The sequence below is a fragment of the Mesorhizobium sp. ES1-4 genome (assembly GCF_020164745.1).
In the GTDB taxonomy this organism is placed as follows: Bacteria; Pseudomonadota; Alphaproteobacteria; order Rhizobiales; family Rhizobiaceae; genus Mesorhizobium.
The window spans coordinates 153,752-171,008 of sequence record NZ_JAIUGV010000011.1; the positions used below are offsets into that span (position 1 = coordinate 153,752).

Sequence of the window (17,257 nt, forward strand, 5' to 3'; positions counted from 1 at the left end):
CTCAGGCGGAAAGATGTTTCTTGAGGAAGGCGCGCGTGCGTTCCTTCTGCGGCGAACGGAAGATCTCGATCGGTGGGCCTTCCTCGACGACCACGCCGCCGTCCATGAACAGCACACGGTCCGCGACTTCGCCAGCAAAGCGCATCTCATGGGTTTACGATGAGCACGGTCATGTGCTCGGCCGCAAGCTGTTTCATCACCGCGTTGACCTCGTCGACCAGTCTGAATTCTGTCCTCTGGATGGAGCGCGAAGGCTTGTTCTTGGGAGGCGTTGGGGCGCTCTCCTGCCGGTAATGATTGCCTTTGCTCCAGCATTGCGCAAATAGATAATGGAAATAGAGAGCATAGATATCAGGAATGGCATTGCCGCGCCCCGAACGGCTGGTCTGGGATCTCGACTGGAACCTGCTGCGCACATTCGTCGTCATCGCCGAGGTGAAAAGCATCACGCGCGCCGCCGAGCGCCTCAATCTCAAGCAACCCAGCGTCAGCAACGCTCTGCGGCGCCTGGAGGATCGGGTTGGCCGGCGACTGGTCGAGCGCGATGCGACACGCTTCGAACTCACCGAGGTCGGGCGCCTGATCTATGAGCAGAGCGTGGAGGTGTTCGGCACCATATCGCAACTGCCGCTGCTGATGCGCGGAATCAGCGACGAGGTCACTGGCCACGTCATGGTCGCGACCGCCAGCCACGTCGTCTCACCACTCTTCGACCGGGCGCTGGCGGAATTCCACCGCAACTACCCGCGCGCCTCCATCACAATCTCGGTCGCGGCAAGCACGGAAGTCGCCAAGCAGGTGCGGGAGCGCCGCGCTTCCTTCGGCATCTGCCTTGTCGGCCAGCGAGATCCGACGCTGGATTACGCGATGGTCTACCGCGAGTTTTTCGGCTTTTTCTGCGGCCCGCGGCACAGGCTCTATGGAAAAACCGGGCTGACGCTTGCCGACCTGCGAGGCGAGCCGTCCGTGTCCTTCCAGACCGATCACATTTCGGATGCCTTGCGGCCGGTGGCGTTGCTGCGCAGCGAGGCCAAGCTGAACGCCGATGTCGTCGGTGTGTCGTCTAGCCTGGAAGAGGTGCGGCGCATGATCGTCGCTGGGCTCGGCATCGGCCCACTGCCGCTGCATGTGGCGCGGCGCGACGTGGCGGACGGGGCGCTGTGGCGGCTGCCGCCCTACGATGCGCCGCCGGCTATCGACATATTCCTGCTGACCAATCCCGATAAGGCGATGAATCGGGCGGAGAAGGCGCTTTTGTCCGGGATTCAGGCCTTGATCGCCGAAACGCCCCTGCAGGATCGTATCTACGGCGATTGAAAGGCTAGCGTCGCCCTATTCGACGAGGAAGGCCGAAGCGCGGTCACGCATTGGATCGTCCAGCGCCACCGAGGCGCGCGCGGCAAGGTCGAAGCGCACGCTGGTCGTCCGGCTCGATGCATGGACTACACCGTCGAGCGAGCCTGACATGACCTGTTCGAAGGTGACGGAGGTCCGGCCGATTTTCGCGACATGCGAGCGGATGGTGATCAGCGAGCTGGCTTTCGTTTCGTGGCGATAGTAGATCTCGGTGCGCACGTCGGCCATCCGATCCTTGACACCTGGCTGCCGTCCTGTCCGGCGATATGGCCGAGCAGCTGGAAACTGGCATCGTCGAACATCGCCGCGTATGGCGCACGTTCATGTCTCCCATCACGTCGCACATCCAGCATGGGCTACGCCGACGAAGGTGAGTAGGGATTTGGTCATGGTGCGGTGCCCCGGTTGAGATCGCGAGACGCCATATCGAAACGCGTGTGAGAAGCAAACCGGTGGACGGGACGATATTCATTAGCCGCGCCCTTGGCCCTCCTGAACAAACCGACTATCTCAGGAAGACGGCGGCCGTTCCGCCACGGGGACAGGCATGCTGAGGGTGCAAAAGGTCAAGGTCGACGACATCTACGTGCCCACCGCGCGCAAGAAGACGCTGCATCCTGAAACTGTCCGGCATCTCGCCGAGGACATATTGGAGAACGGCATGAAGACGCCGATCCAGGTCCGCCACGACGGCAAGCGCCATATCCTCGTTGAAGGCCTGCATCGGCTCGAAGCCGCAAAATGGCTCGGCGAGACAGAGATCGACGCCTATCTGGTGCAAGCCAAGCGCCACTGAGGCGCGCTCCTTCGTCCAACCCGCGCAATCTCCGAGCGAGACGGCAGGCCTGCTGTTCAGGAAACCCTGGTGCGGCGCGGCTGCCTCAGATGCTTGATGCCGCTCATCTCGACGAAGTTCGTCGCCGACTCCCAGAGATAGTCGCCATAGAGAAACGGCTCGAAGGGTTCGGCGCCCGCCAATGGCAGGGCCGCGATTTCCGCGTCGACGCGCGGCTCGTAGAAGAACGGGATGGAGAACCGCACCGTTTTTGGCGCAATGACCCGGTGCCGTGTTGCTCGCACGCGGCTGCCGGTCCAGCGTTCCAGCAACTGGCCGAAATTGACCGCCAGCGTGCCGTTGGCTGGTGGCACGTCGATCCATTCGCCGGCCAGGTTCTTTGCCTGCAAGCCGTCGACGCCGTCCTGCGCCAGCAAGGTGACGAAGCCTGAATCGGCATGTTCGCGGCCGATGATGGTGCGCGTCTCGCCTTTGTGGATCACCGAGAACTCCGGGCCGCTTGTGTCGACGCCGGCATTGGCGTCGCGCAGGGGATAGCGGATCAGGCGCAGCGTCGAGATGCCGCCGTCGAAATATGGATCGAAGATCGTTTCCGGGAGGCCAAGCCCGCGGGCGATCGACCGCATCAGCATGTTGCCGACCGTCTCCATCGCGCGATAATAGTCGGCTGTGGCGGTTCGCCAGCCGGGCAAGGCATTTTCGGCCGGCAATGGGGTCGGCTCGCACAAGGGATCGTCGGAAAGAGCCCCGCGCGCCGGATCGGCAAGGTCCGGCCCCATGTCGATACCTTCCTTGTAGGAAACGGCTTTCGGCTGCAGCGGGAACCAGCCGCGGTAGAAATTCTTGCTCGTATGATCGAAATTCCAGCGCAGCAATTCCCGCTTCCCGGCATCGGGAAGCGCGAAGATGCGCAGCAATCGCGCGCGCTTGTCCGGTGTCAGCCAGTCATCGCCGGGAAAATCCCGGACCGCCACGAAGCCGATGCCGGACGCGGCGGCCATGATCCTGGCGTCGGCGCGGTCGCGGGCCGGCGAGGGCGGTCCGAACAGGTCTATAATGCCGATCGTTTCGATGTCCGGTGTCATGAAGGTCCTGCCGCATCACGATAGTCGATGACCTTGTATCAAAGCTTTTCAATTGACCCAACCGGCCACGCCGGTACCTTCCGCCTGTTCACTCCACCAACGGATCCTGGCGATGGCAGAATATGAGGGCGGATGCCTGTGCGGGGCGGTGCGCTATCGCACCGACGCCGCCCCCGTCAACGAGAGAATCTGTCATTGCCGACTCTGCCAGAAGGCGATCGGCGCGGCCTTCAATGCGCGTGTCCTGTTCCGCATCGACGATGTTACGGTCGAGGGCCCGTGGGCCACGGTCTATACCTCGCCGGACCTCAAGCGCGGCTTCTGTCCGAACTGCGGCACGACGATGTTTTCGCGGCGCGATTCCGCCGGCACCATCGGTTTGACCACCGGCTCGCTCGACGACCCATCGCTGTTCAGGCCCCAGATGCATATCTGGACCGCTTCGAAACAGCCCTGGGTGATGCTGGACGACGGCCTGCCGCAATATGAAGGCGCTCCGCCGGCCTAGGCTTCCTCCTTCCCGTCCACACGAGAGGCCTGCCTAGGCATGGCCAAAAATTAATCCAAACAGACACGCGATAGCCGGCAAAGCGTCATTGGCAGGCCATCTTTGTCTCCCTATCTAAGCGTCGCGGGCCCGGCATTCGAGGAGACGACGGATGAACGACAGCATCAGCACCCTGGACGAGCTTTTGAGCGATCCGATGGTCCTGCTTGTGATGGAGCGCGACCGTGTGCGCCCTGAACAGGTCCGCATGCTGCTGGAGCGGGCCCGCCGGCCTTCACGCGAGGAACCGGTTGTCCCTCCGGCGCATGTGATCGCCAGGACCTGCCAGAAACTGTGGCTGTGCCCCTGAATCGCCTTGCTGATTTGCCCCTTTCCGCGACACAGGCCGGCCCTTGGGCCGGTTTTGAACTGCGTGCATTCGGCGCGGCGGCGCCAGCTTACAAATCCGTAAATTGATTATACGATCCGTGACGGTAAGGCTTGCTCCCGGACTGGCCGATAGGGGCCGGTTCATCGCAATTTAGATCTCTCGCACACGGAACCCGACATGGCTGACATCTGCACTCAAGGCGTGGATACGGGCTTCGTTGGCCTTGGATTTGCCAAGGTCGCGTTTCTAGGCCTGGTGCAGGGCATCACCGAATTGCTGCCAATTTCCTCGACCGCCCACATGCGCATCGTGCCGGCGGTGCTTGGCTGGCAGGATCCGGGTTCCGCCTTCTCCGCAGCCATGCAGCTTGCCGCTCTTGCCGCCGTGGTCAGCTATTTCTGGGGCGATGTGAGGGATCTCCTCTTCGGATCGATCAACGCCCTCACGCGCCGCGATTTTGCCGACCGGCATTTCCGCCTGGCGCTTTGGATCGTGCTCGCGACGATCCCCATCGTCATTGCCGGCGTGGCTCTCTCGGGCGTTCTCAACACCTGCAATTCGCCGCTGCGCAGCCTGAGTGTGATCGGCTGGGCCTGCATCGTCATGGCGATCCTGCTGGCGCTGGCCGAGATTTTCGCCCGCCACCGCCGCAGCATGGGGGAAGCTTCGCTTGCCGACGCGCTTCTGGTCGGCGTCGCCCAGGTCGGCGCGCTGATACCCGGCGTTTCGCGCTCGGGCTCGACTTTGACGGCGGCATTGGGGCTCGGCTTCAAGCGGGCCGAGGCGGCACGCTTCTCGTTCCTGCTCGGGCTGCCGGCCATCGCGCTCGCCGGCCTCAAGGAATTGTGGGAACTGCACAAGGTTCACCTCGATGCCTATGGCTGGTCGGTTCTCGGCCTCGGACTGGTGGTCGCCTCGATCTCCGCCTTCTTCGCCATCTGGGGCCTGATGCGTGTGCTCGAACGCTTCTCCGCATGGCCTTTCGTCATCTATCGAGGTGTGCTCGGGGTCGTCCTGCTGCTGGGCGTGGCAACCGGATGGCTTGCCTAGGCCGGATCGCACGCTTCCGGTGTTGCGCCGCTGCAACCGCCACGGTGCATCGGGCAACGCCCGAAGATGTGATCGGAAGCCTTCATTGACTCCCGCCAATGTCCGCCCTTAACGTTCTGTTAATAAAACAGGGGGCGGAGCCGCATGGCATCCTCGTTGGGTTTGCGCCGGAAGGCGAAGGGGCTGGGGCTCACGATTGCCTTGATTGCTTTCTGTTCGGCGGCGAATTCCGCCTACACGGCTCCCGTTTCCATGGTTGTCGGCGGCTCAACCTCCCAGCCGATAGGTCACTATGATTTTTGCCGGATTCATGCCGCCGAGTGCTCGATCCGTACGCCCGATAGCGAGCCGGAACGCATGACCGCCAAGCTGTCGCGGGAGATCAGCGCCGTAAACCTTTCGGTCAACACGCGCGTCAGTCCGATGAGCGACATGGACAATTACGGCAAGGAGGAATGGTGGGCTTATCCGGACAATGGCTTCGGCGATTGCGAGGATTACGCGCTGGAAAAGCGGCGCGAGCTCAACAGTCTTGGCATCGCCGTAGCCAATCTCCTGATGACGGTGGTTCGCAAGCCGGACGGCGAGGGCCACGCCGTGCTGACGGTGCGCACCGACAAGGGTGACTTCATTCTCGATAATCTCGTCGACAAGGTTCGTCTCTGGAACCAGACGCCGTATTGGTATCTGAAAAGACAGGCGAGCGACAACACGGGACACTGGGTTTCCATCCTTGCCGGCGAAGAGAAGCTGGTCAGCGCCGTCAAATAGCCGTGGCCGGGCGTCCCGGCCGTCATCCACGCTTTCCCCTGAGCAAATCCTTCATCCTGCCGGCGAGCGGTGCTATCCACGACATTTCGTTGGAACCGACAATCCGGAACGCTGATGGATTTTTTGACACTGCTGCATTCGGCGCCCTTGTTGCTGACTTTGGTCAAGGCCGCGTTGCCCCAGGCGGTCGCCACGACGATGGCGTTGGGCCAGTGGTTGGCGGCGGTGCCGCCGTGCCGTGACGTCGCCTTCGAGGCGGCCAGCTTTCTTGTCTGCGAGGTCGATCCGAAGCTGTATTCGATCGAATTGTTCTGGAAAGACCCGGCAGGCAAGCCGTTTCAATCGCTGCACAATCTCGACAGCGCCCAGCGCACCGCCGGCCGTACCATGCTGTTTGCCATCAATGCGGGCATGTATCACCCCGACCTCAGGCCGGTCGGCCTCTATGTCGAACGCAGCCATGAAATGGCCGGTGTGAAGATGGGGTCGGGCAGCGGAAATTTTTCGCTGCAGCCGAACGGCATCTTCTACATCGGCGGCGGCAAGGCCGTCGTCCGGGCGACCAGGGACTTCGTCAGGCAACGGCCAGCCACCGACTATGCGACACAATCGGGCCCAATGCTGGTGATCGACGGCCAGCTTCACCCGAAATTCCGGGCCGACGGCACCTCGCGCAAGAGCCGGGACGGCGTCGGCGTGCGAAAGGACGGGATCGTCGTCTTTGCCATCTCGAACGGCACGGTGACGTTCCATGCCTTTGCCCGCCTGTTTCGCGACGCGCTCGGCTGCGATAACGCGCTCTTTCTCGACGGCACGATATCGAGCCTGCTCGCTCCGGCCATTGGCCGTAACGACGACTACTGGAACCTTGGCCCGATGATCGGCGTCTTCAGGAAACGCGGCTGACGCCCTGTCACCCTCGATCATGACAGGCCCTAGAACGGTTCAGCGTTTGATAGAATCGCTGAACCGTTCTACTCTTTGTTTTCACGCAATTCCGGACGGAAAACCGCTACGCACTTTTCCTGGAATTGCTCTAAGCTTGTACATCGCGCTTGCCGCGCAGTCTGATGACAACCACGGCGACGATGATCGCCGCTACGATGGCGGCGGTCACCGCCAGGCCGAACAGGCTGGTCGCGTCGAGTTCGGGCAGGCTGCCCGCTCCCTTCGCCACCAGCCATCCGGGCGACAGCACGACCGGCGCCCATATGACCGCCGACAGGATGTTGGCGATCTGGAAGCGGCGCCTGTTCATGCCCATCATGCCCGCGACCAGCGGCACTGTGGCACGCACCGGGCCGAAGAAGCGGCCGACGAAAACCGCGGCGAAACCGTAGCGGTGGAAGAACAGGCGCGCCCTGGCGATCTCGCGGCGATAGCGGTTGAGCGGCCATTTGTGCACGACGCCACGCCCGAGCCATTTGCCGAGAAAATAGGATATGGTATCGCCGAGCGCCGCGCCAACCATCGCGGCGAGGAGAACGGGCAGGGGCTGGACGATACCGGCGCCCACCAGGCCGCCGACGATGATCAGCACCGTGGTGCCGGGCAACAGGATGCCGACCAGCACCAGCGATTCGCCGAAGGCCAGCAATCCGACCACGAGGCCTGCCCAGGCCTGATGGTTCTCGATGAAAGAAACGCTCTGGTCGATGAACGACTGCACGCAAGCTGCCTTTGAAAGTGTTCCTCAGCTGCCGCTGTCGAGCAGGCTCCTGAGTTCGTCGAGCTTGTCGTTGACGAGCCAGCCGTAATAATTCTCCACCGGCAGCTTGCCGCCCTTGCCACCGGCAAGGGCGGCCGCCCGCAGCCGTGGCTGGCCGACATTGTAGAGCGTCGCGGTGATCCCGGGATTGCCCGAAATGTCGAAGCCTTGTTCCTTGTAGGCATCGATGGCGTCGCGCACGATCGCGGCAATGTAGACGATGCTGCGGTCCGGATCCATGACGTCGCGATAGATCGCCTGCGGGTTATCCGGCGTGAGCCTGTCGTAGCCGCTCACCTTGTTGACCAGGTCCGTCACTTCGAGCGCGGTCAGCGGGCTGATCTGGCCGAGGCCGAAGGTCTGGCCGGCGAAGAACGGCTGGAAGAACGCCTGCTGGAAGGTCATCGCGTCGTAACCGACGCCGTCGACCAACTTGCCACGGAAATGCTCGACCCAGACCCTGTCGCGGCAGCTCCACAGGGAAGCACTGTCCTTGGCCGCCGCGCAGCTGGCGAACTCCGGACGCTTGACAAAGGACTGCACCGTGACGCCCTTGTAGCGGAAGGCGAAGTCGAGGCCGGAATAGGACAGCGCCTTCACATAGTAGGTCTGCGCCGAGCCGACGGCGGTGACGTTGTAAGTATGCTCACCGACCAGCGCACCGACGACATGGATGGGGTCGATGTCGTAGACCGCCGCCACCTGCTTGATGTGGCCCACCAGCCTCTTCTCGCGCTTCAACAGCGCGACGATTTTTTCGTACTTCTCATCGTAGGTGGTCTTGAAGGCGCGGGTTCGGGTTGCCGATGCCTCCGGAATGGCCGGCTGTGTCGCGGAACGGTTCCCCTTGGGAACGACGACCAGCCCGCTCGCATGCGCGGCCTGTATCGAAAAAGCTTCTCCGCCGGGAGCGACGAGCAGTAGGATCAGGAGAAGTCGCTGCAACGCGGTCATCGAGTGCCTTTTGAAGAATCCTGGGAACGCCTGCAAAAAACGCCGCACGCCGTTCTCAACAGCCACATCATGGCGCTGTCAAGGCTTGGCAGCGCGTCCGCCGGCGACTGTCTGAAAGCGGCCACAGCTATGGTAAAAACTTGATTCAAACTTTATTGGTAATTTCTCGTTCATAACTCGTCTGGTTGTCCGTTGGCCGTCGCCTTCGGTCTGTTGTGTTTGAGTACAGGTCCAGATGCGGTTGCCAGGCGTCGTCAGTTTCATGATCGCATCGTTGTGCCTTGCCGGCTGTTCGTCGACATCGGGCATGGACGCGCTCGACCTGCAGAAGCCCTCCAATGAAACCACCAGTTCGGTGGTCCGGCCAAGCGCGCCGATCGCATCCGTTCCGGTGGCAAGGGCGAACGCGCCGCGCAAGCGGGTTGAGATTGCATCCGATGACGACACTGCTCGGCCCTTCGGCCTGGCGGAGGAAGAGACGGTGGCGTTTCCGGCGCCTGAGCTGCCCGACAGCGTCGAGCCGCCGATCGAGGAGGCTGCCCTGGTGTCGCCGCCCAGGCTGTTGTCGCGGGCGGCACCACCCATGCTGGCGGGCCCGGTCACGCGTTACGGCTTCCGCGATGCCAAGCCGATCGACTTCGGCCGCTCGTCGCCCCGTCACCTTGCCGTGCACGGCGTCGACGTGTCGCGCTGGCAGGGTGACGTGAATTGGGAAAAGCTTCGCGCCCAGGGCGCCAACTTCGCCTACATCAAGGCGACCGACGGCGGCGACCATCTCGATCCCCTGTTCATGAAGAACTGGCGCAATGCCGACGCCGCCGGTCTGAAGCGCGGCGCCTATCACTTCTTCTACTGGTGCCGCACCGCCGGCGAGCAGGCCGACTGGTTCATTCGCAACGTGCCGAAGGTGGACGGCGCGCTGCCGCCGGTGATCGACGTCGAGTGGAACGGCGACTCCTCCTGCAAGCGGCGCCCGTCGCGCGAAAAGGTGTTGGAGAAGATGCAGGTTTTCATGGACAAGCTGGAGCGTCACTATGGCCAGCGTCCGATCATCTACACCGCGCCGGATTTCTATCACGACAATCTCCGCGGCGCCTTCCCAGATTATCCCTTCTGGCTGCGCGCCGTAGCCCGGCACCCGTCAAAGGTCTATCCCGACCGCAAGTGGCTGTTCTGGCAGTATTCCGGCTCCGGCCTGTCGCATGGCGTGACCGGCCGCATCGATCTCAACGTCTTCCATGGCGACGAGCGGCAATGGCGTGCCTGGGCTGCCGGGGGTAGTGGTCGGCAGATGATGGCTGAGTCGGACTAGAGCAATTCCAGGAAAAGTGCGTAGCGGTTTCCGTCCGGAATTGCGTGAAAACAAAGAGTTAGAGCGGTTCAGCGATTCTATCAAACGCTGAACCGCTCTAGGCGCCAGCCGCACAGGCGATCCATCCCCAGCCTATCGGAACTGGTTGCTCCCGCCGTTCTTCTCCTCGCTCAGCCGCAGCCGCGTCCTCAGGCCCATGATCTCGGCAATCGCGGCATCGATCATGGCGAGAAGCGTCAGCGTGTCGTGCTGGGTCGGATCGGCCCTTACATAGGCGAGTTGGTTCACGATATCGGTGTCGTCGTCGGCTTCGTCGCTCATGTGCATCGTCCTGGCTGTTGTCATCCTGAATCTTATCCGATCGGTTCGATCGTCAGATGGCCCTTTTAGCACGTCCAGGCAGTGGTCGAGCATACGGCGATGGTGTGTTCGTGGTTGGCGATCCTGCTCCGCCAGCAAACGTCATGGTGTTCGCAATGGACAGAATGGACCGATTGTTTTCTGGCCAGCAGGCATTGAGCCGTGTTCCGCGGTCACCGGCAACCTTCGAGCGACCGCCACCGGCGGTCGCCCTCGGTCAACAAGGTTTCTGGTCGTAAACGTAAATCTAGCCGTCTGTCGCCGCCATCCGAGCGGTGCGAGCCACCTTCAATCGCCGCGAGCGCCAGGAAAGGATCGTCGGCAGGACTGCCACTGCCGCCGCCATGACCCACAACACGATGCAGATAGCGCTGGAGAAGAGGATCGACAACTCGCCGCCGCTGATCGCGAGGGCGTTTCGAAGGTTGATTTCCATGACATGGCCGAGCACGAAGCCAAGGATGATCGGCGCCATGTCGAAGCCCGCCTTGCGCAGCAGCCAGCCGGCCATGCCGATACCGAACATCAGAAAGATCGCGAAGACGGAGGCATGGCTCGAATAGACGCCGACAATCGACAAGACCAGGATGCCGGGAACCAGAAGCCAGTTCGGGACTGTCAGCACGCGGGCGAAGATATTGACCAGCGGAAGATTGAGCAGCAGCAGCAGAAAGTTACCGATGAACAGCGACGCCACCAGGCCGCCGACGATCTCCGGCCGTTCGGTCAGCAGCATCGGTCCCGGCTGGATGTTGTAAAGCATCAAGGCGCCAAGCATGACGGCGGTAGTGCCGGAGCCTGGAATCCCGAGGGTCAGCATCGGCACGAAGGCCCCGCAGGCAGTGGCGTTGTTGGCGGCTTCCGGCGCCGCCAACCCGCGCACGTCACCCTTGCCGAAGGTGTCCTCGGTGTCCGACAGGCGCTTTTCGGTGGTGTAGGCGATGGCGCTGGAAACGGAAGCGCCGGTGCCGGGCAGCACGCCGACGACGAAGCCGATCACCGAGCTGCGCAGCATGGTGCCTGTGCATCGCGCGACGTCGGCGGCGCGCACGGTCATGCGTCCGAGTTCGCGGATCACAGTAAAGCCGCGGCCCTGATGCTCGAGGATGACCAGCGCTTCCGAGATCGAAAACAGGCCGATCACCAGCACCACGAATTCGATGCCGTCCCCGAGTTCGGGCTGATTGAAGGTGAAGCGGTAGGCGCCCGACGTGGCATCGAGGCCGACAGTGGCGAGCATCAGGCCGAGCGTGCAGCCTATCAGCGTCTTGACGGGCTGGTTGCCGACCATCGAGCCGAGGGTGGCGAAAGCGAAGACCATCAACACGAAATATTCGGCCGGGCCGAAGCCGATCGCCAAGCTGGCGAGCACCGGCGCGAACAGCGCCAGGCCGATGGAACCGAGAATGCCTCCGACGAAGGACGAGATGCCGGACAGCGTCAGGGCTTCGCCGGCCCGTCCCTGCCGCGCCATCGGATAGCCGTCGAGCGCCGTCATCACGGCGCCGGCATCGCCCGGCACATTGAGCAGTATCGACGAAATGCGCCCGCCATATTCGGCGCCGCAATAGATGGCCGACAAAAGGATCATGGTGCTTTCGGCGGGAAGGCCCATCGAGTAGGCGATCGGCAGCAACAGGGCGATGCCGTTGATGGGGCCGATGGCGGGAAGCGCACCGACAAGCGTGCCGATGAAGCAGCCGATCAGGCCGACGAGAAGGTTCTGGCCGGTCAGGGCAACGGCGAAACCATGCCAGAGATAATCGAGGTTCATGGCGTATGCCTTTCCGGTAAGGAGCGACCGACCCGCGGTCAGCCGAACAGTGTGCCCGTGGGCAGATAGACTTGCAGCAGGTACGAGAAGATGAACCACCACAGCGCCGCATGGCCGGCCGCGCCGACCGCCGCGTAACCGAGCGGTGCGCCGAAGATCAGGCCCGTGCCGAAGGTCAGCAGGAAGATTGACACCGCGAATCCCACCGTCTCGAAGATCGCGATGCAGACCACCAGCAACAGCGGGACGGCGAGCACGCGCCACAAAAGGCGTCCGGACGGAAACGCCTCGGCAGTGCCTGGCGAGCGCACATAGAGCAGGCACAGCAGCCCGAGAATGATGGCCAGGCCCACTGGCACCATGCGAGGCCCGAGCGGGTCGGACGAGAAGGCGTATTCGATGCTGGCGCCGCCTATGCCATAGGCGACGGCCAGGCCGAACAGACACAATGCCGAGATGCGGCCGATCAGATGAGCAGTTCCGGCCTTGTCAGACATTGCGGCCCTCCGTTGATAGATTTTGAAGTCATTCGTGCGGGCTTCGGCAACGGACCTCCCAAAAAATCGGGGAGGATCCGTTTCCTTTTGCGGGTTACATCCCGGCGTCCTTGGCGAGTTGCTTGAAGCGCGCGACATCGGCCTTTACGCGTTCGTCGAAGGGCTTGCCGATCATGGTGAACTCGAACAGCCCGCGCTCCTCGCGCTCCTTGGCGAATTCGGGGGTCTTGCTGGCAGCCTCGAAGGCTTTCACCCACCAGTCGAAATCGGCGTCGGAGACATCCTTGCCGACGTAGTAGCCGCGCCAGATCGGCCAGTCGATGTCAAAGCCCTGTTCGTGCGCGGTTGGAACGTCGGCCAGTGCACCCGTCAGCCGCTGCGGCGCCATGACGGCAAGGATACGGACCTTGCCGGCGACATGGTGCTTGACCATTTCGGCGGCGTCGCCCGATCCGACCTGGACGTGCCCGCCTTCGAGTGCCGTGAGAACGGCGCCACCACCTTCGAGGGCAGCGTAGTGCATCTTCTTGGGCTCCTGGCCGGCAGCCTTGGCGAGAAGCGAGGCCTTCATCCAGTCCTGCGAACCGACGGCGCCGCCGCCGGCGATGGCAAAGGAAGACGGGTCGGCCTTGTAGGCCTCGACGAGATCCTTGAGCGTCTTGTAGGGCGAGTCGGCATTCACGACGAGAACCCCGTAATCCGCGCCAAGCGCGCCGAGCCATCGTACGGCATTCTCGTCATACTGGCCGAATTTGCCCTGGGCGATCAGCAGCGCCGAGCCCGAAGAAGCGGCGGTGATCAGGTTGCCGTCCTTGGCGCGCTTGGCAATGACATGGTTGTAGGCGACCGCACCGACCCCGCCTTCCATGTAGGTCACGGCCATCGGCTGTGAAATCTGCTTGGTGGCAAGCAATGCGTTGGCGGCGAGGCGGCAGGTGAGATCGAAGCCGCCGCCGGGCTTGGCGCCGGCGAGGCATTCCGGCTTCGCCGGCTGGGCCAGCGCCGTGCCGCCCGCGGCCACTGCCACAAGGGCGGCAGCGGCCACCATCTTCGTTAGAAATCGGATCATCGTTTTCTCCTCATGGACGTGGAATGCCGGGGCGGAAAACCAAACCGCCAGCGGCGGGCGAGCGCACGAACCCTTCGATCGCCACAGCGATGGCCGCGTTCGATCAAACGTCTCGTCTGTTTCGGGGCTCTCCTCCCCCGCGCATGTCCGGACACTCCTCGTGGCGCGGACAGGCGCAGCTCTGATACACCTCAAAACTGTCACCATGCTGTCATGCCCGCCGGTGGCGGCGGTGGCGGCTTTGGCGCTTGAAAGCCGCCGGGTTCAGTGCAAGACCTTGCGGATGCGTATCCTGCTGGTCGAAGACACTCACGATGTCGGCGAGGCGATCGTCCGCCGCTTCGAGGCGGTCGGACACACCGTCGATTGGGAACCGCATGGCGATGCGGCGTCGGAGATTCTCGACTTCACCGAATTCGACCTTGTCATACTCGACGTCATGCTGCCGGGCCTCGACGGTTTCGAGATCCTGCGGCGGCTTCGGCAACGGAGCAATGCCGTGCCGGTGCTGATGCTTACCGCGCGCTCGGAAGTCGATGACCGCGTCAGCGCACTGGATCTCGGCGCCGACGACTATCTGGTCAAACCGTTCGATTTTCGCGAGCTCGAAGCGCGCGCAAGGGTGCTGATGCGCCGGCGCGGCGGCGAGGCGACGAACCTTGTCGTCTGCGGTGACATCGTGCTCGACCGTGCCAATCGCAGTGTGCGCGTCGGCAAGCGCGAGGTGCAGCTGAAGCGCCGCGAGATCAGCCTTCTCGAGATTCTGGCGACCAAACCCGGCCGGGTTTTCGGCAAGGACGAATTGCTGGACCAACTGTTCGGGTTCGACGAGGCCGCCGGCGCCAACGCAATCGAGCTCTACATCGGCCGCCTGCGAAAGAAGCTGGAAGGCGCCAAGGCGCACATCGTCACAGTGCGGCACATCGGCTATAAGCTTGTCTCCGATGCAGAGCATTGAGCGATCCCTCTTTTCGCGGCTGGTGCTGCGCGTCGCGCTGGTGTTGGCGCTGGGTGCGGCCATTCTGGTCACCGCCGCCTGGTACTATGCGCGTGCCGCCGCCGACGATGCCTATGATCGACTGCTGCAAGGCGCGGCGTTCCAGATGACCGAGAGCCTGACGGTCGAAAACGGAATGCTCACCTTCCAGCTGCCGCCGTCCGCTTTCGAACTGCTCGGCCTGGCCGGGCGGGACCGCATCTTCTACAGGGTGATGGCGCCGTCGGGCCGGACGCTGACCGGCTATGACGATCTTCCGCCCGGGATCGATCTTGGCGCGGTGCGGTCGACCCCGGTGTTTCACTCGGCCGTCTATCGTGGCACGCCGGTCCGCGTGGCGGTCACGGGCCGCGCACTGTCCGACCCGGCGGTTTCCGGATGGGCTCACATCATCATCGCCCAGACAACCGAGGCGCGGGCGGAACTGGCATCCCAGCTGACGCTGCGGGCCAGCGTCCTGGTCGCCGTCATGAGCGTTCTGGCACTTGCCGGCTCGGCCTTGGCAGTACGCTATTCGCTGCGTCCGGTGGCCGATCTTGGCGAGGCGCTGCGCTCGCGCGATCCGCAAGACCTCACACCGCTTGCCGTGGCGGTGCCGCGCGAGCTATCGCCCTTCGTCGCCTCAATCAACCATTTCATGAACCGGCTCGACGACCGGATGAAGCTGCTGCAGCGCTTCGTCGCCGACAGTGCCCACCAACTGCGCACACCGCTTACCGCGCTTTCGGCGCAGGTGAGCCTGATCAATGACGACAGCTTGTCCGACCGCGACCGCCGCCATCTGACAAGAGTGCGCGACCGCGCGGCGGAACTGTCGCGTTTCACCAATCAGCTGCTCAGCCATGCCATGGTCATCCATCGGTTCGATTCGGCGCAACTGACGCCGGTCAATCTCACCGAAGCGGCGCGCAAGGCCTTTCGCGCCGCCGTTCCGATCACCATAGATCCGGACATCGTCGTTTCCTTCGAGGCCCCGGACGAGGAGGTGACCGTGCTCGGCGACGCCCTCAGCCTGCGCGAGGCAATCGTCAACGTCATCGACAATGCCTTGCGCCATGGGACCATTTCCCGGCTCGAAGTGCGCGTTGCGGCCCGCGATGGGCTGGCGATGGTCGACGTGGAGGACGACGGCCCGGGCCTTTCGGCGGCGGACTTCGACTATCTGACCAGGCGGTTTACCTCCACCAAAAGCGGCGAGGGCAGCGCGGGACTTGGCTTCGCCATCGCTTCCGAGGTCGCGGCCGTTCTCGGCGGCGCGCTTCGGTTTCGCGAGAAGACCGGCGCACACGGTTTCACCGTGGTGCTGGAATTGCCGCTTCATGCGCAGGAGAAATCATGAGAGCGACCCTGGCCACGCTGTGCGCCCTGGCTTTGCTGCTGTTTGCCGGCGTCGCCGGCGCCGTCGAAGGCGACCGGGTGTTCTTCAAATCGCAACAGGTTCAGTCGGCGGTGCTGACCATCCATGCGGCGACCGATCTCGACGCCATGCGGCCGCTCGTCCTCGACTTCCAGCAAATTGCGCCCGGCGTGTCGGTGGAGTTCTCCGACTACGTCACCAACGACCTGTTCCGCGAGGCGGAGCAGGCGTGCCGCCAGGGCAGCGGGCCAGGCGACATCCTTTTGTCGTCGTCGGTGGACCAACTGGTGAAACTGGCCAATGACGGCTGCGCCCTGCAGCATGTCTCGGCCGAAGCGCGCTCGGCGCCGGCATGGGCCGACTGGCGCGAGGAGGTCTACGGCTTCACCTTCGAGCCGGCCGTCATCGTCTACGATTCCACGAAAGTACCGCCCCGGGACGTCCCTCATACGCATGACGAGCTCGCCGATCTTCTGCGCCGCGAGCCCGAGGTCTACCGCGGTCGCATCGGCACCTACGATGTCGCCGCCTCCGGCATCGGCTATCTGCTGGCCTTCAACGACGCACGCCAGGCGCCGACGATCTACGGGCGGCTGCTGGAAAGCTTCAGCCGGGCGGAAGCGGTCAAACGCTGCTGCAACGCTGAGGTTCTCGGCGAAGTCGCCAATGGCAACATTCGCATCGCCTATAATATTCTGGGGTCCTACGCCTATGCCGCGTACCGCAAGAACCCCAACCTGAAGATCGTCGTGCCGCGCGACTACGCGCTGATCCTGTCCAGGGGCGTGATGATCCCAACAACCTCCGGCAACCCCGATCTCGCGGCGCGGTTTCTCGACTATCTGCTGTCCGAGCGGGGTCAGCGCGTCGCCCGCGAACAGGCGTTTTTCTTCTCGGAGAAATCGCCCTTGCCCGACGGCGTCGACGGGCCGGCGGCACTGATGGAATCGGGCATAGGCCGACCCATCCGCATCGGCCCCGCTTTGCTTGCCGCTCAGGACAGGATTCTGCGTGAGCGCTTCATCGCCGACTGGGCGAGCCTGATTGCCAAACCGTTGAATTGATTCCCCTCGACAGCGATGCCGCGTTCCTTCGATTTCCGACCAGTCCGGCCGACCGCCGGACCTCGGAGGGCAACTGGTGGCTGGCAATTAGCGAATGATCAATCTTGCGGGGAAACGATGCCCAAGCGCGGTTCCACCGCGCACGGCATCAAGCGGCTACGATCGCCGGATGAATGCCGCCAATGCGACACTGCTCCACAAATTGCCGCCCCAGGCCGAGCAAAACTCC

19 protein-coding genes and 1 pseudogene are annotated in these 17,257 nt (G+C 63.2%); 11 read left to right on the forward strand and 9 right to left on the reverse strand.

Translation table 11 applies throughout. From position 1 onward, the window contains the following. Window position 1 precedes the first annotated feature (1 nt). Window positions 2-221, reverse strand: a pseudogene (locus LB556_RS21795) (polar amino acid ABC transporter ATP-binding protein); the annotation flags it as partial. A gap of 136 nt (window positions 222-357) precedes the next feature. Between LB556_RS21795 and LB556_RS21800 the strand changes: the two are divergent. Beyond that, window positions 358-1,317: a LysR family transcriptional regulator gene (locus tag LB556_RS21800; RefSeq protein ID WP_224569786.1), complete on the forward strand. Its 960-nt coding sequence runs from the start codon at window positions 358-360 to the stop codon at window positions 1,315-1,317. Between the two features lie 15 nt (window positions 1,318-1,332). On the opposite strand, the gene LB556_RS21805 is transcribed toward LB556_RS21800, so the two are convergent. Beyond that, window positions 1,333-1,584 (reverse strand): acyl-CoA thioesterase, encoded by a 252-nt coding sequence (locus tag LB556_RS21805; RefSeq protein WP_224569787.1) that lies wholly within the window; start codon window positions 1,582-1,584, stop codon window positions 1,333-1,335. 319 nt (window positions 1,585-1,903) lie between these two features. On the opposite strand from LB556_RS21805, the gene LB556_RS21810 reads away from it, so the two are divergent. Further along, window positions 1,904-2,152, forward strand: a complete 249-nt coding sequence (locus LB556_RS21810) for a ParB N-terminal domain-containing protein (protein WP_008875526.1) — start codon at window positions 1,904-1,906, stop codon at window positions 2,150-2,152. Between the two features lie 56 nt (window positions 2,153-2,208). On the opposite strand, the gene LB556_RS21815 is transcribed toward LB556_RS21810, so the two are convergent. Further along, a complete protein-coding gene (locus tag LB556_RS21815) occupies window positions 2,209-3,237 on the reverse strand; it encodes an isopenicillin N synthase family dioxygenase (protein ID WP_224569788.1) in 1,029 nt (342 codons plus the stop codon). 112 nt (window positions 3,238-3,349) lie between these two features. Between LB556_RS21815 and LB556_RS21820 the strand changes: the two genes are divergently transcribed. The 5 genes from LB556_RS21820 (at window position 3,350) to LB556_RS21840 (ending at window position 6,842) form a co-directional block, all read left to right on the forward strand. Beyond that, window positions 3,350-3,745 carry a GFA family protein gene (locus tag LB556_RS21820; RefSeq protein ID WP_224569789.1) on the forward strand — a complete coding sequence of 132 codons (396 nt, stop codon included), beginning with the start codon at window positions 3,350-3,352 and terminating at the stop codon, window positions 3,743-3,745. 151 nt (window positions 3,746-3,896) lie between these two features. Continuing rightward, entirely contained in the window at window positions 3,897-4,094 is a 198-nt protein-coding gene (locus LB556_RS21825) for a hypothetical protein (protein ID WP_224569790.1), read from the forward strand. Window positions 4,095-4,292: 198 nt separating this feature from the next. Beyond that, entirely contained in the window at window positions 4,293-5,165 is an 873-nt protein-coding gene (locus LB556_RS21830) for an undecaprenyl-diphosphate phosphatase (RefSeq protein ID WP_224569791.1), read from the forward strand. A 144-nt stretch (window positions 5,166-5,309) separates the two neighbouring features. Beyond that, window positions 5,310-5,936: a transglutaminase-like cysteine peptidase gene (locus LB556_RS21835; protein ID WP_224569792.1), complete on the forward strand. Its 627-nt coding sequence runs from the start codon at window positions 5,310-5,312 to the stop codon at window positions 5,934-5,936. Window positions 5,937-6,050: 114 nt separating this feature from the next. Further along, window positions 6,051-6,842, forward strand: coding sequence for a phosphodiester glycosidase family protein (locus tag LB556_RS21840; RefSeq protein WP_224569793.1), 792 nt, complete (start codon window positions 6,051-6,053; stop codon window positions 6,840-6,842). 130 nt (window positions 6,843-6,972) lie between these two features. On the opposite strand, the gene LB556_RS21845 is transcribed toward LB556_RS21840, so the two are convergent. Then, window positions 6,973-7,605, reverse strand: a complete 633-nt coding sequence (locus LB556_RS21845; RefSeq protein ID WP_224569794.1) for a DedA family protein — start codon at window positions 7,603-7,605, stop codon at window positions 6,973-6,975. Between the two features lie 24 nt (window positions 7,606-7,629). Next, window positions 7,630-8,598: a DUF1402 family protein gene (locus tag LB556_RS21850; RefSeq protein WP_224569795.1), complete on the reverse strand. Its 969-nt coding sequence runs from the start codon at window positions 8,596-8,598 to the stop codon at window positions 7,630-7,632. Window positions 8,599-8,833: 235 nt separating this feature from the next. Here LB556_RS21850 and LB556_RS21855 point away from each other — a divergent pair, with 235 nt between their 5' ends. After that, the gene (locus LB556_RS21855; RefSeq protein ID WP_224569796.1) at window positions 8,834-9,910 is read left to right on the forward strand and encodes a GH25 family lysozyme; all 1,077 of its coding nucleotides are present in this window, start codon (window positions 8,834-8,836) and stop codon (window positions 9,908-9,910) included. A 132-nt stretch (window positions 9,911-10,042) separates the two neighbouring features. Here LB556_RS21855 and LB556_RS21860 read toward each other — a convergent pair whose 3' ends face one another. The 4 genes from LB556_RS21860 to LB556_RS21875 all read right to left on the reverse strand — a co-directional run bounded on the left by LB556_RS21860 (window position 10,043) and on the right by LB556_RS21875 (window position 13,610). Beyond that, entirely contained in the window at window positions 10,043-10,231 is a 189-nt protein-coding gene (locus tag LB556_RS21860) for a hypothetical protein (RefSeq protein WP_224569797.1), read from the reverse strand. 286 nt (window positions 10,232-10,517) lie between these two features. Then, the gene (locus tag LB556_RS21865) at window positions 10,518-12,044 is read right to left on the reverse strand and encodes a tripartite tricarboxylate transporter permease (protein WP_224569798.1); all 1,527 of its coding nucleotides are present in this window, start codon (window positions 12,042-12,044) and stop codon (window positions 10,518-10,520) included. 38 nt (window positions 12,045-12,082) lie between these two features. After that, a complete protein-coding gene (locus LB556_RS21870; protein WP_224569799.1) occupies window positions 12,083-12,541 on the reverse strand; it encodes a tripartite tricarboxylate transporter TctB family protein in 459 nt (152 codons plus the stop codon). Between the two features lie 94 nt (window positions 12,542-12,635). Next, window positions 12,636-13,610, reverse strand: coding sequence for a Bug family tripartite tricarboxylate transporter substrate binding protein (locus LB556_RS21875; RefSeq protein ID WP_224569800.1), 975 nt, complete (start codon window positions 13,608-13,610; stop codon window positions 12,636-12,638). Between the two features lie 283 nt (window positions 13,611-13,893). On the opposite strand from LB556_RS21875, the gene LB556_RS21880 reads away from it, so the two are divergent. Genes LB556_RS21880 through LB556_RS21890 form a run of 3 tightly spaced genes read left to right on the forward strand, consistent with a single transcriptional unit; the run spans window position 13,894 to window position 17,028 of the window. Next, window positions 13,894-14,568: a response regulator transcription factor gene (locus tag LB556_RS21880; protein WP_224569872.1), complete on the forward strand. Its 675-nt coding sequence runs from the start codon at window positions 13,894-13,896 to the stop codon at window positions 14,566-14,568. Next, window positions 14,555-15,946, forward strand: a complete 1,392-nt coding sequence (locus LB556_RS21885) for a sensor histidine kinase (RefSeq protein ID WP_224569801.1) — start codon at window positions 14,555-14,557, stop codon at window positions 15,944-15,946. The genes LB556_RS21880 and LB556_RS21885 overlap by 14 nt, the downstream gene beginning before the upstream one ends. Beyond that, entirely contained in the window at window positions 15,943-17,028 is a 1,086-nt protein-coding gene (locus LB556_RS21890) for an ABC transporter substrate-binding protein (RefSeq protein ID WP_224569802.1), read from the forward strand. The genes LB556_RS21885 and LB556_RS21890 overlap by 4 nt, the downstream gene beginning before the upstream one ends. The last annotated feature ends 229 nt before the right edge of the window (window positions 17,029-17,257 follow it).